This is a genomic window from Streptomyces apricus, from assembly GCF_008369065.1.
In the GTDB taxonomy this organism is placed as follows: Bacteria; Actinomycetota; Actinomycetes; order Streptomycetales; family Streptomycetaceae; genus Streptomyces; species Streptomyces apricus.
In genome coordinates, this window is record NZ_VDFC01000023.1 from 124,145 (window position 1) to 137,445 (window position 13,301).

At 73.0% G+C, this 13,301-nt stretch carries 11 protein-coding genes; 4 read left to right on the forward strand and 7 right to left on the reverse strand.

Annotated features, from left to right (window positions below):
- The 3 genes from FGF04_RS07895 to FGF04_RS07905 all read right to left on the reverse strand — a co-directional run.
- Positions 1-732: polyprenol monophosphomannose synthase (locus tag FGF04_RS07895; RefSeq protein ID WP_149510666.1), on the reverse strand; the 732-nt coding region annotated here is incomplete at its 3' end.
- Between the two features lie 550 nt (positions 733-1,282).
- Positions 1,283-2,911 carry an amidohydrolase gene (locus FGF04_RS07900; protein ID WP_149510519.1) on the reverse strand — a complete coding sequence of 543 codons (1,629 nt, stop codon included), beginning with the start codon at positions 2,909-2,911 and terminating at the stop codon, positions 1,283-1,285.
- An 86-nt stretch (positions 2,912-2,997) separates the two neighbouring features.
- Positions 2,998-3,438 carry an Lrp/AsnC family transcriptional regulator gene (locus tag FGF04_RS07905; protein ID WP_149510520.1) on the reverse strand — a complete coding sequence of 147 codons (441 nt, stop codon included), beginning with the start codon at positions 3,436-3,438 and terminating at the stop codon, positions 2,998-3,000.
- 266 nt (positions 3,439-3,704) lie between these two features.
- Here FGF04_RS07905 and FGF04_RS07910 point away from each other — a divergent pair, with 266 nt between their 5' ends.
- The gene (locus FGF04_RS07910; RefSeq protein WP_149510521.1) at positions 3,705-4,142 is read left to right on the forward strand and encodes a hypothetical protein; all 438 of its coding nucleotides are present in this window, start codon (positions 3,705-3,707) and stop codon (positions 4,140-4,142) included.
- 627 nt (positions 4,143-4,769) lie between these two features.
- Here FGF04_RS07910 and FGF04_RS07920 read toward each other — a convergent pair.
- Entirely contained in the window at positions 4,770-5,978 is a 1,209-nt protein-coding gene (locus FGF04_RS07920) for an acyl-CoA dehydrogenase family protein (protein WP_149510523.1), read from the reverse strand.
- A gap of 322 nt (positions 5,979-6,300) precedes the next feature.
- On the opposite strand from FGF04_RS07920, the gene FGF04_RS07925 reads away from it, so the two are divergent.
- A complete protein-coding gene (locus tag FGF04_RS07925; protein ID WP_149510524.1) occupies positions 6,301-7,578 on the forward strand; it encodes a glycoside hydrolase family 18 protein in 1,278 nt (425 codons plus the stop codon).
- Between the two features lie 63 nt (positions 7,579-7,641).
- On the opposite strand, the gene FGF04_RS07930 is transcribed toward FGF04_RS07925, so the two are convergent.
- The 3 genes from FGF04_RS07930 to FGF04_RS07940 all read right to left on the reverse strand — a co-directional run bounded on the left by FGF04_RS07930 (position 7,642) and on the right by FGF04_RS07940 (position 10,099).
- Positions 7,642-8,307: a TetR/AcrR family transcriptional regulator gene (locus FGF04_RS07930; protein ID WP_149510525.1), complete on the reverse strand. Its 666-nt coding sequence runs from the start codon at positions 8,305-8,307 to the stop codon at positions 7,642-7,644.
- 110 nt (positions 8,308-8,417) lie between these two features.
- Positions 8,418-8,564 carry an SCO1431 family membrane protein gene (locus tag FGF04_RS07935; RefSeq protein ID WP_149510526.1) on the reverse strand — a complete coding sequence of 49 codons (147 nt, stop codon included), beginning with the start codon at positions 8,562-8,564 and terminating at the stop codon, positions 8,418-8,420.
- 155 nt (positions 8,565-8,719) lie between these two features.
- Entirely contained in the window at positions 8,720-10,099 is a 1,380-nt protein-coding gene (locus tag FGF04_RS07940) for a peptidase C39 family protein (RefSeq protein WP_149510527.1), read from the reverse strand.
- Positions 10,100-10,270: 171 nt separating this feature from the next.
- On the opposite strand from FGF04_RS07940, the gene FGF04_RS07945 reads away from it, so the two are divergent.
- Both FGF04_RS07945 and FGF04_RS07950 read left to right on the forward strand, forming a co-directional pair.
- A complete protein-coding gene (locus FGF04_RS07945) occupies positions 10,271-10,945 on the forward strand; it encodes a uridine kinase family protein (protein ID WP_149510528.1) in 675 nt (224 codons plus the stop codon).
- A 431-nt stretch (positions 10,946-11,376) separates the two neighbouring features.
- Positions 11,377-13,236, forward strand: a complete 1,860-nt coding sequence (locus FGF04_RS07950; protein WP_149510529.1) for an AAA family ATPase — start codon at positions 11,377-11,379, stop codon at positions 13,234-13,236.
- Positions 13,237-13,301: the final 65 nt, after the last annotated feature.

Below are 13,301 nucleotides of genomic sequence, written 5' to 3' on the forward strand. Positions count from 1 at the left end.
CTCCCCCACCCCCCACGTGGTGACCCGCCACAGGGCCTCCACCAGGATGTCGCGGCTCATCTTGGAGTCGCCCAGCTCGCGCTCGACGAAGGTGATGGGCACCTCCACCACGTGGCAGCCGGCCTTGACGGCCCGGCGGGCCAGGTCGACCTGGAAGCAGTAGCCCTGCGAGGAGACCTCGCCGAGGCCGAGGCGCTCCAGGGTCTCGCGCCGGAAGGCCCGGTAGCCGCCGGTGACGTCGCGGATCGGCACGTCGAGCAGCACGCGCGAGTACAGGCTCCCGCCGCGCGAGATGAACTCACGGGACTTGGGCCAGTTCACCACCCGTCCGCCCGGCACCCAGCGGGACCCGAGCACCAGGTCCGCGCCCTTGAGCGCGGTCAGCAGCCGGGGCAGCTCCTCGGGCCGGTGCGAGCCGTCGGCGTCCATCTCGACCAGGACGCCGTACCCGTTCTCCAGGCCCCAGCCGAAGCCCGCGAGGTAGGCGGCGCCGAGCCCCTCCTTGCCCTTGCGGTGCAGCACGTGGACGTGGTCGTCCTCGACGGCCAGCTCGTCGGCGAGCTTGCCGGTGCCGTCAGGGCTGTTGTCGTCGGCGATCAGGACGTGCGCCGCGGGCACGGCCGCACGCACCCGGCCCACGATCGACTTGATGTTCTCCGCCTCGTTGAAGGTCGGAATGATCACCAAGGTCGTGCCGAGCGGACCGAACCGTCGCTCAACGCCGTCGTTCACAGCTTCCCCTTAAAACTTCCGTGCGAGAGGTGCACCACCATAGCGAGCGCCGTTCTTCCCGCAGGTAAGGCGCCGACTTGAAAAGTCGCACAACAGGGTCGTAGGAGGAGAAAAAGGGGGGCCCGTACGAGGGAAAGAGGGAAAAAGGGACTGCGGATCGGGGCCCGGCGCCCTTCGGGCCGGCCTGGGATCCGCTGGCTGCGGGTCGACCGAGAGCCGTTGTCTACTGAGCGTCCGGGCCCCACCCGGGTCGCACCATCCGGCCGGAACGTTCCCTCGCCCCGTGGCACGGACGCTGGGCCTGGCTCCCAGTGGTGGTGCGCCGGTGCGGCACACCATCCCTGACCCAACTGCGCTGCGGCCACTGCGCGGACGTTCACCGGTCGGACGTCCGGTGGTGGACCCGGCCGAACCTACCGGCCACCCGCCGCTCACTGTCAACAGTCGCGCGACCTGCGGTTTTCCCGAAGAACACCTGGTCAGCGCCGCGGATACGCAGGTCGCGCGACGGCCCGCCGGGCCATGATCGCCCCCGTGCCGCCCCAGGACATCACTCGTCCGGCCGTACGAAGACGGTCCGGCCGTCCACCACGGTGCGCAGGCAGACCGGCAGGTCGGCGCCGGGCGACAGGTCGGGCAGGCCCGGGGTGCCGGAGCGGGGGTCGGTCGACCAGCGGGCCACCCGGTCGTCCGGTGCCTGGACCACGAGCTCCTCGGTGCGCCACACGGCGTAGTCGGCGGGGGCGCCCGGCACCAGGACCCCGGCATCGTCGCGGCCGATGGCCCGCCAGCCGCCGCGCGTGTGGGCCGTGAAGGCGGCACGGACGGACACCCGGTGCGCGGGCGTGCGGTGGAAGGCCGCCGCGCGGACGGTGCCCCACGGGTCGAGCGGGGTGACGGGGCTGTCGGAGCCGAAGGCGAGGGGCACGCCGGCGCGCAGCAGCGCGGCGAAGGGGTTGAGCGTGCCGGCCCGCTCGGCGCCGAGGCGCTCGGCGTACATGCCCTCCGCGCCGCCCCACAGGGCGTCGAAGGCCGGCTGGACGGACGCGGTGAGACCGAGGTCGGCGAAGCCGGCGATCGTCGCGGGGGTGAGCATCTCGGCGTGCTCGACTCGGTGGCGGGCGGCGCGTACGCGGGCCGTGCCGAGCTTCTCGGCGGCGGCGCGCATCCCGTCGACCACGGAGGCCACGGCGGCGTCCCCGATGGCGTGGAAGCCAGCCTGGAGCCCCGCCTCGGTGCACGCCACCACATGGGCGGCGACGGCGCCGGTGTCCAGGTAGGCGGTGCCCGTGTGGTCCGCGTCGGCGTAGGGCCCGTGCAGACAGGCCGTGTGCGAGCCGAGGGAGCCGTCCACGAAGAGGTCGCCCGCGGCGCCGGCCGCTCCGAGCTCCCGGGCCCTGGCGACGTCCTGCTCGGCCCAGTAGCCGGTGACCCGGGGGCCCGCCTCGTCCGCGGCGAGCTTCAGCAGCCCGGTGAAGTCGTCCTCCGAGGAGATCTCCGGTCCGGCGCACTCGTGGACGGAGCCGATGCCGAGCGAGGCGGCGTGCCGGAGGGCGGCGCGCTGGGCCTGCGTGCGCTGCTGCGGGGTCACGGCTGCGAACGCGGCGGCGCGCACGGCGTGGTGGGCGTCGCGGGTGAGGGGTTCGCCGTCGTGGAACCCGGCCGCCCCGCGCACGCCCGGCGCCAGGTCGAGCAGGGCGGTGGTGGCGACGGCCGAGTGGACGTCGATGCGGCTGAGGTAGAGCGGGCGGCCGCCGGTGGCCTCGTCCAGCTCGTCGCGGTGCGGGGGCCGCCGCTCCGGCCAGCGGGAGGCGTCCCAGCCGTGCCCGAGGAGTACCCGGTCGGCGGGGCGGGAGGCCGCGAACTCCCGTACGCGGGCGAGGGCGTCGGCGAGGGTGCGGACCCCGGAGAGGTCGAGGCCGGTGAGGGCGAGGCCGGTCGCCGTGGTGTGCACGTGCGCGTCGGTGAATGCCGGGGTGACGAGCGCCCCTTCGAGGTCCACCACCTCGTCGACGCCGTCCGCGAACGCGTCGGCCGCGCCCTCCGAGCCGACCCAGGCGACCTGTCCGCGTTCCACGACCATCGCGGTGGCGAACGGGTCGGCGGGGCTGTGGACCTCGCCGCCGCGCAGCAGCACGGTCCGGGCGTGGTTCGGTTCGGGGGCGGTGGTGTCGCTCATGGGAACAGTCTCGCCCCTCGGCGCGGCCGCCCCGTGCGCGGGTCCCGTCGGCGGGGCGGCGGAAGAGGCCTTCCGGGGCCGGCGGCTCAGATCTTCGGCGGGCGGGCCTCGTACGGCGTCGAGAGGACGACCGTCGTGCGGGTGGACACCCCGGCCAGCGTGCGCAGGCGCGCGAGGAGCTCCTCCAGCTCGTGGGGGGTGGCGACGCGGACCTTGAGGATGTAGTTCTCGTCGCCGGCGACGCTGTGGCAGGCCTCGATCTCCGGGACGCCTGCCAGGCGTTCGGCGATGTCGTCGGGGGCGCTGGGGTCGAACGGTTTCACCGAGATGAAGGCCGTCAGCGGCAGCCCCACCGCTTCCGGGTCGACGACCGCGGTGTACCCGCGGATGACGCCGCGCTGCTCCAGCCGGCGCACCCGCTGGTGCACGGCCGACGTGGACAGGCCCGTGGCCTTGCCCAGGTCGGTGTAGCTCATCCGCCCGTCTTCGACGAGCAGCTGCACGATGTGGCGGTCCAGCTCCTCCATGGCGCAGAACCTACCGTGCGCTTGATCCTCCCGGATACTCAGCGGCGCAGGTCATGCCCGCTCCGTGGCACGGGCGCGGCCGGCCGGCGGGGTGGGCGGGGGACAAACCAGCCGGGTCGGGCACCCGCGTACGGCATGTGACGAACGCCACATGACGCCCGTCAGCTTCCGTGATGCTCCCGTGATTACCGCGCAGACGGGACGGGAAGTGCTTGCTGTGGCCGAGGTCGCAGTGCACCGCCGGCCCACCCGAGGGGGAGTAGCCCATGCAGAACCTGAAGCGTCCCGGTCGTTCCGCGCCCAAGCGGCAGCAGCCGGTCGTCGAGCCGCAGCCGGAGGGCGTCGAACCGGACGGCCCGGACGGCGACGAGCTCGACGCGTACGACACCTTCGAGATGTACCGGGTGATCTGCCCGGACTGCGCCCAGCCCATCGCGCTGCTGGCGGACGAGGAGAGCCTTCCGGAGCACGCGCTCTGCGCCTCGCCGTGGAACCCCTTCGGGCTCACGGTCTGCGCCGGTACGGGCCGCGCGGCGGCCGACGCCCGCCCCGCCGACGAGACGTCGGAGCTCCAGGAGCAGGACACCGCCCTGCTGTTGACGCTCCCTCAGGGACTCGACTGGCGCATGCAGCCCTTCTCGCACGTCGGCGGCCCCGGTTCGCGCCCGATGCGGGTGCCGGCCATGCGGCGCCTGGCCGCCTGAGCCCTTTCGGCCCGGCCCCCGCCGAGGGGGCCGCCCGCCGCGCCGAGGAGATTCTCGGCTTCCCCGACCTCCCCGCGCCACGGCCCGCAGGCCGTCGTGGCGCGGGACCGGCGTGCCCGGGTCCGCGAAGTCAGGGCCGCGACGCTCCGGAACCCCGCGAACGCACGGGCGATTAGGCCGGTCGGTGACCTGCCCGGCCCGGGACGCGTTGGCCCGGTATGACCCCTACGTACGCAGATCCATACGCAGAGACGGGCCGTCGTCGCGGGTTTCTCCTTCCCTCCGCGGAATCGGTTCCCCAGGGCACACCGGGGGATCAGGGGCCCCACGGGAGCCACGGCGGCCAGGGGAGCCGGCCGTCCCCGCAGCAGTCCGCCCCCCAGGAGCCGCAGTGGACACGGGTGGTGCGGGAGCCGCAGGAGTCCCACGGGTCGCAGACGCCGTCACCGGCGCCCCAGGGATCGCAGTCGCCCCAGGCGCCGCAGGGGTCGGCCCAGCCCGCGGACCCGCCCATCTACCTGGCCATGATCCGCGCCTGGTCCGACCGCGGCCGGACCCTGCCGGGCCGTCACGACGCGGAGTGGGCGCGGCTGGTGGCCCCTGCGGCGATGTACGCCTACGGACGGTTCAGCGCGACTCGGGACCCGCGAGGTGACGGGCGATGACCATCCGCTGGATCTGATTGGTGCCCTCGACGATCTGCAGCACCTTGGCCTCGCGCATGTACCGTTCGACGGCGAAGTCCGCGGTGTAGCCGTACCCGCCGAGCACCTGCACGGCGTCGACGGTGACCTGCATCGCCGTGTCGGTGCAGAACAGCTTCGCCATGGCCGCCTGCTTGGCGAAGGGCCGGCCCGCGTCCCGCAGCCGGGCCGCGGTGAGGTACAGCGCGCGCCCCGCCTCGATCCGGGTCGCCATGTCGGCGAGCATGAAGCGCAGGCCCTGGAAGTCCGCGATCGGCCGGCCGAACTGCTCGCGCCCGGTGGCGTACGCGACCGCCTCGTCCAGGGCGGCCTGCGCGACCCCGATCGCGCACGCGGCGATGCCGAGCCGCCCCGAGTCCAGTGCGGACAGGGCGATCGCGAACCCCTGGCCCTCCTCGCCGATCCGCCGGTCGTCGGGGATCCGCACCCCGTCGAAGTGGACCTGCGCGGTGGGCGAGCCCTTCATGCCCATCTTCTTCTCGGGCGGCGCCGCGCTCAGCCCCTCGGCGTCACCGGGCACCAGGAACGCCGTGATGCCCCGCGCCCCCTCGGCGCCGGTGCGCGCGAGCACGGTGCAGAAGTCCGCGATCCCGCCGTGCGTGATCCACGCCTTGGTCCCGTCGAGCACCCACTCCCCCGCACCCCCGGTCCCGTCGGTCCGGGAGGGGTCGCCGCCGGCCCATACGGCCTTCGTGCGCAGTGAGGCCGCGTCCGAGCCCGACGAGGGCTCGGAGAGGCAGTAGGCGCCCAGGAGGCCGCCGCCGAGCATGTCGGGGAGGTGCTCGACCTGCTGTTCCTTGGTGCCGTAGTTGGCGAGGGCGTGGCAGGCGAGCGAGTGCACGCTGACGCCGAGGCCGACGGTGAGGCGGGCCGCGGCGAGCTCTTCGAGGACCTGGAGGTAGACCTCGTAGGGCTGGTCACCGCCGCCGTACTCGGAGTCGTAGGGCAGGCCCAGCAGTCCCGCCTCCGACAGGAGGGTGAAGACCTCGCGCGGGAAGCGGCCCGCGTCCTCCTCCTCGGCCGCCCGCGGGGCGATCTCACGCTGCGCGATGTCGCGGACGAGCGAGATCAGATCCCGGGCCTCGTCCGTGGGCAGTTGCCGGTCCACCGGCTGCGGGGCGCGGTCAGGCATGGCGACGCTCTCCTCCCTGTCGGGCACATCGGCGAACGCACACCTGGGTGGGGCTGCCCCGCCGGGTCCTGCTCGGCACCGACGATGCTCGCGCCTCCGGGTCGCGGAAGCGGCTGATCAGCGGCCTTGCGCTGTGAGTATGCCCGATCGGAGGCAGCCCGTCACCAGTTAACGACCGCTTACTCGGGACGAAAGATTTCCGATGGCGAATTGGTCCGAACCATTGACCAACTGGTCTAGTCCTCCTACTGTTTCGCTCCAACGCGTCACCGCGTTCATGCCAATCGGCGCCTGTTCCCCTCTCCCCCACGAGGAGACCCCGATGCTCACCTCGCTCCGCCCCCGCGCCCGGTTCCGGGCGCTGCTGTCCGCCGCGTGTTGCGCCGCCCTCGGCGCSGGRCTGCTCGCCGGCGCGGGCACGGCCACCGCGGCCGGTACCGCCGGGAGGACCGCCACCCCCACGGCGGCCGCCTCCCAGGAAGCTGCCCCCCGGGCCGCCGGCTCCAAGGTCGTCGGCTACTTCACCGAATGGGGCACCTACGACCGCAAGTACCTGGTCAAGAACGTCGAGACGTCCGGCTCCGCGGCCAAGCTGACGCACATCAACTACGCCTTCGGCAACGTCACCGGCGGCAAGTGCGCGATGGGCGACTCCTACGCGGCCACCGAGCGGACCCACACCGCGGCCGAGTCGGTCGACGGCGTCGCGGACACCTGGGACCAGCCGCTGCGCGGCAACTTCAACCAGCTGCGCGAACTGAAGAAGAAGCACCCGAACCTCAAGGTCCTGTGGTCCTTCGGCGGCTGGACCTGGTCCGGCGGCTTCACGGAGGCGGCCAGGAACCCGGCGGCCTTCGCCCAGTCCTGCTACGACCTGGTCGAGAACTCCAAGTGGGCGGACGTCTTCGACGGCATCGACATCGACTGGGAGTACCCCAACGCCTGCGGTCTCAGCTGCGACACCAGCGGGAAGGCCGCGTACAAGAACCTGATGGCGGCCGTCCGCGCCAAGTTCGGCAGCTCCGCGCTGGTCACCTCGGCGATCCCGGCCGACGCCACGGCCGGCGGCAAGCTCGACGCGGCGGACTACGCGGGCGCCGCGCAGTACGTCGACTGGTACAACCCGATGACGTACGACTTCTTCGGTGCCTGGGACGCGGCCGGGCCCACGGCCCCGCACTCGGCGCTGACCTCGTACACGGGCATCCCCAAGGCGGGCTTCCACACCTCCGCGACCATCGACAAGCTCAAGGGCATGGGCGTCCCGGCCTCGAAGCTGCTGCTCGGCATCGGCTTCTACGGACGCGGCTGGACCGGCGTCACCCAGGCGGCGCCCGGCGGCACGGCGACCGGCCCGGCGGCGGGGACGTACGAGCAGGGCATCGACGACTACAAGGTGCTCAAGACGAAGTGCCCGGCGACCGGCACGGTGGGGGGCACGGCGTACGCCAAGTGCGGCAGCGACTGGTGGAGCTACGACACCCCGTCGACCATCGCCGGGAAGATGACCTACAAGAACGCGCAGGGCCTGGGCGGCACGTTCTTCTGGGAGCTGAGCGGTGACACGGCGAACGGCGAGCTGATCAAGGCGATCAACTAGCCCTTCCGGTACGGCGATCGGGGCGGGGACCGGCCACGGTCCCCGCCCCTGCGCGTGTGGCCGTCAGGTCCGGGGGGCGCGGCGCGCGGCCCGCGGGGCCGGGTAGGAGGCGTCGAGCTCCTCGACGGCGCGCAGGGTGCCGCCGAGCATCTTGACCAGCAGCTCGCGCATGAGGTCGCGCGACAGGCCGCCGCGGCCGATCCAGTCGAGGGTGGCCCCCTCCACGGCGCACAGCCAGCCGAGCAGCGCCGTGCGCAGCAGCGGGCTCACCCGCCGCCGCCCGTACGCCCCTTCGGCGATGGTCTTGACGATGGCTTCCCGCACGCCCTCCCGGATGGCGTCCACCTCGGCGTCGAAGCCGACACCGCCGCTGACGATCGTGCGGTACGCGGCCTGGTTCTGCTCGGCGTAGCGCAGGTAGCCGTCGACGGTGCGGTGCACCCGCTGCTCCGGGGGCAGTTCGAGGCCGCCGGCGGCCCGGGAGACCAGCTCGGCCACCGAGTCCTCGACGATGGCCAGGTAGTAGCCGCGCTTGGAGCGGAAGTAGTAGTAGATCAGCCCCTTGGCGACCTGCGCCTGCTTGGCGATGTCGTCCATCGACAGTGCGTCGTAGGAGGTGTCGGCGAACAACTTCCGCCCGATGGCGATGAGTTCGGCACGCCGTACCGCGGAGCGGCCGGTGCCGCGCGTTCCGGGGCGGCCGTCACCGGGCTGGGGGCTGCTGCTCAATTCCGGACCTGATCTCCAACCGCGGGCGGGACCACCGCAGTATGGCAGAGCCGTACGAGCGGTCTGTTCGATCCGCGGCGACGGGGTCCGGCCGGGCGGCGGGCCCTGCGTCAGACCAGGCCGAGCTGGGTCACGAACATCGCGAGCACCAGGACCAGGGTCCAGCCCATGACGTGCTCGAAGATGTTCGGCCCGTCGTCCTTCGGGCCGCCCGTACGGGCACGGACGCGTCCGGCGGTGGCGGAGGAGGAGGTCATGGCAGCTCGCTCACGATCGATTTCGATGGGTTCCCCGACCGGTTCGGACGGAGATGTCCACCGGTGCGTCCACTGTGCCACCGAATCGGGCTCGTGCGGGAGAGAGCTTGGTCACGCGGGCCCGCACAGGAGCGGCTCCTGTGCGGGCCCGCGCCTCAGCGCACGCCCACCGTCTCCAGCGCTTTGCGCTGGCGGGCCGTGGGCGCGGCCGGGAAGTACAGGTAGCAGACCCCGCCGGTGCCGGAGGCGACGTTCCCGGCGGCGTTGTACCGCTTCGTGCGCAGCCAGATGTTCTCCCACTCGCGCCGCTTGTAGACCCGTCGCACCGCGTCGTTGTCGGGCGAGGCCGGGTCGTTGGCGATCACGTCGCCGTCGGCCGTGAAGCCGATGACCGTCATCAGGTGCCCGGACGTGCCGTACCCCGCGCCCGTCAGCTCGGAGGCGAGGAACGACTGGGACGTGATCACCGGGATCCCGGCGGCGATCAGCGTCTCCAGGTCGGTGAGCGAGTGGAGCCGGGTCACCACGCCCTGCAGGCCCTCGTACGTGGCGGCGTACGCGGCGTTGAAGGGCCAGTTGCCGCAGCCCTCGTACTGGTAGTCGAAGGTGAACCGCGCCGCGTGGCACACCTGCGGGTCCGCGTACGCGGGGTTCACCCAGGACAGCGCCTCCGCGGAGGGCTTGTGCCCCCAGTACTCGATGATCATCTGGGACGAGGTGGGGCTGCACCAGGCCTCGCCGCCGTTGTCGTACTCGGGGTACTGGCCCGCGTGGATCTCCTGCGAGTAGCGCGGCACCGCCAGCTCGCGCGCGAGCGCGGGCTGCGACGCCGGGACGGTGAAGCGGTCGGGGACGTCGGACCCCATCGCGCCGAGCCGCCACACCGTGGGCGTGGCCTTGGTGCCGGGCTTGCGGTACAGCGTCAGCCGCAGGCGGTACGAGGCCAGGCGCAGCCCCGAGGCGGCGTCGTCGACGGCGAAGGTGTCCGTCCAGATGCTGCTCTTCCCGTCGCTCTGGTCGTCGACCGAGGTCCGGCGGATGTCCTGGTCGCCGGCGGCCCAGCGGCCCATCACGTACCAGGGGGTGTCGGTGCCGTCGGAGTAGGTGCCCCGCAGCTCGACCTGCAGCCAGGTGCCCGCCGGGGTCCGCGCGTTCCAGGAGGCGATGACCTCGGTGGAGGGGACGGCGAGGCGGTGGACGGGCGAGGTCCAGCGCGCGTACTCCCAGGTCGCGGTCGTGCCGGTGTGCGGGTCCCGGTAGTCGGTGCGGCCCTGGGCGGCCTTGATCGCCAGGCCGGGGCGCGCCCCCGCCACGGCATGCGTCCCTTCCGCGGTGCCGCCGCGCCAGTCCGCGTACGAGGTCCAGGCGTGGTTGTCCACGAGACCGGCCGCTGCTTTCTGCGCGGCGGCGGACGGGGCCTTCGCGGTGCGGCCCGTCGCGTCGGCGGCGGCCGCCGGGCCCGCCGCTCCGGCGGCGGCCGCGGCCACCGCGGCGGCCAGGACGGTTCTGCGGGAGGGCTGTTCAGCTCTGGTCATGGACGGGAGACCCCCAGTGTCCGGAAGCGGTGGGTGTGCGCCAACTATGGAACGCGATCACGGCTTCTGCCAGCACTTCGGCCACCGCGGCGTCGACCAATATTGGTCGAGACCACTGGCGGGTCCGGGGCGTCCGGCGGGTCCGGTCCACCGTCCGTCGGCGTCGGTAGAGTGTTCCTCCGCCTTCCCCATACCCGCGCACGCACCCCGGGACCCCCCATCGACCTCCACGCCCTGGCCCGCCGGCTGCTCCGGCTGCCGCCCTCCTGCGGTCCCGTCCGGCTCGTCGGCGTCGACGGGCACGCGGGATCGGGCAAGACCACGTTCGCGGGCCGCCTGGCCGGGGCCCTGGGCGGCGCCCAGGTGCTGCACCTGGACGACATCGCCACGCACGAGGAGCTCTTCGCCTGGCCGGACCGGCTGCTCCGGGAGGTCGTCGAGCCGCTGCGGCGGGGCCGTACCGCGCACTACCGCCCGTACGACTGGGGACTGCGCGCCTTCGGGCCGGCCCGGACCCTCGCGCCCGCGCCCGTGATCCTGGTCGAGGGGGTGGGCGCGGGCCGCGGCGCGGTGCGCCCGCACCTCGCGGGGCTGCTGTGGATGCAGGTGCCGCACGAGGACGCCTGGGCGCGCGGGAGGCGGCGGGACGGCGTGGCCCAGCGGGACTTCTGGGAGGGGTGGGTCACCGCGGAGCGGCGGCACTTCGCGCAGGACCCCTCGGAGCCGTTCGCCGACCTCCTGGTACGGCAGTGTTCGGACGGATACGAGGTACTGCCGGGACCTGCCGGGATGTCCGTACGAGAGCCATCCGTCACGGAACGTGACGGTCCGGACCCCGCGTGGTGATTGTGTGAAGACGGCGGCCCAAGAAGTTGCCTGAGTCCTCCAACTCGGCTTGACCGACGGGCCGTACAGGTCTTACGTTCTCAATGTGCGGCCCGCAGGGACCGCCCCTCGTACGCGAAGCCCCCGGTTGTTCCCCCGTGATCGGGGGCTTCGTTCTCCGTCCGGACGTCTCCCGGACGTCCCGAGGCGCATTTCGCTCACCCTCAGTCACCGTCCTGAGTGCGCCCCGTACGCTCCCACCTCGAAGAACCCGTCGTGCGCACCCTACGGCGCGGTGCTCCCCCGCAGGTACGATGCCCTTGGTGCGACCTTCGGACGGCTGCTCTGCGCACCGCTCGCAACTCCCGTCCGCGGCGCAGCGGTTCGACGAAACGGCCGACGGGCACCGGCCCGCCCGGTGAGCAACGGGGGCACGGTTTGTGGGGGACGTGATGGACTTCGGCACGCAGGGCCCCGAGGCCCCGGCCGACCTCGCCTGGCTGCGGGGTGTGGACGCCTACACGATGGGGGCCTATCCGCAGGCGGAGGAGGAGTTCCGCACCGCGGTCCGGATGGATCCCGGCATGGCGGACGGCTGGCTCGGACTGCACGCGCTGCGCATCGACACGACGACCGCGCTGCTGCGGATGTTCCGGCACCGCGACCGCTTCGGGGAGCAGCGCAGCCGCCACCGGCGCACGCTCAACTCCTGGTACTGGCTGGGCTGGTGGGTGCAGCCGGTGCTGGAGTCGCCCCGGGACCTGCTGCTCGCGCACGCCTCGCACTGGCTCGACGGACGCCATGTCCCGGAGCTGGACCGGGCGCTGGCCGGCCTGCCCCCGGTGGACACCGATCCCCAGGTCCGGTTCCTGCACGCCTGCCGCGCCTACCTGGTCAAGGACTGGGAGCAGCTGGTGCGGCACACCGACCCGCTGACCGACGATCCGATGCTGGGCATCGAGGCCGGCCTGTTCGGCGGCATGGCCCGGGTCCGCCTGGAGATGTACGGGCAGGCCGAGCCGCTGCTGTCGGCCGCGCTCATGCGCTGCCGCAGCGAGCAGCCGCAGCGCAAGGAGCTGCGGTACTGGCTGGCGCGGGCGCACGAGGGCACGGGCCGCTCCGCGGCGGCGCTGCCCCTGTACCGGGCGGTGCACCGCATCGACCCCGCGTTCATGGACACCTCGGCCCGGCTCGCCGCGATCTCCGAGGGCGACGGGTACGACGAGACGGCCGACCTCGCGGCGATCACGCTCACCGGCATCGGTCAGGACACGCTGGACGGGCCCGACGGCATCGACCCGCTGTTCGGCGCCGAGGGCCGGGACCTGAAGCTCTCGGAACCGGAGCTGCCGCCGCCGGGCGCGCGGATGCCCGGGTCCGACCGCGTCCGGGAGAAGGCGGTCGTGCCGGTGACGCCGCCGCACCTGCCCGCCGGGCCCACCGATCCCGCGCTCCTTGAGGAGGCGCTCTCCGAGCTGGAGCGCATGGTCGGCCTCGAACCGGTGAAGCGGCAGGTGAAGGCTCTGTCGGCGCAGCTGAACATGGCGCGGCTGCGGGCCGGGCAGGGGCTGCCGGTGCAGCCGCCGAAGCGGCACTTCGTCTTCTCCGGGCCGTCGGGCACGGGCAAGACGACCGTGGCCCGCATCCTCGGGCGGGTCTTCTACGCGCTCGGCCTGCTCGGCGGCGACCACCTCGTCGAGGCGCAGCGGGCGGACCTGGTGGGCGAGTACCTCGGCCAGACCGCCGTGAAGGCCAACGAGCTGATCGACTCCGCGATCGGCGGGGTGCTCTTCGTCGACGAGGCCTACTCGCTGTCCAACTCGGGGTACGGCAAGGGCGACGCCTACGGGGACGAGGCGCTGCAGGTCCTGCTCAAGCGGGCCGAGGACAACCGGGACCACCTGGTGGTGATCCTCGCGGGCTATCCGGAGGGCATGGACCGGCTGCTGGCCGCCAACCCCGGGCTGTCGTCGCGGTTCACGACCCGGGTCGACTTCCCCTCGTACCGGCCGCTCGAACTCACCTCGATCGGTGAGGTGCTGGCCGCGGAGAACGGCGACGTGTGGGACGAGGAGACGCTCGACGAGCTGCGGTCCATCAGCGGGCACGTCGTGGACCAGGGGTGGATCGACGAGCTCGGCAACGGGCGGTTCCTGCGGACGCTGTACGAGAAGAGCTGTGCGTACCGGGATCTGCGGTTGTCGGGGTATCCGGGGCATCTCACGCGGGACGATCTGTCCACGCTTCGGCTGGCCGATCTGATGCAGGCGTATGGGGAGGTCCTCTCTGGACGAGGGCCCTCCGGGGGGTGAGGGCGCCCACCGGGGTGGGAGCGGGTGTGCCCACCGGGGTGGGGGTGTGCGTCGTGTCGCGGGTG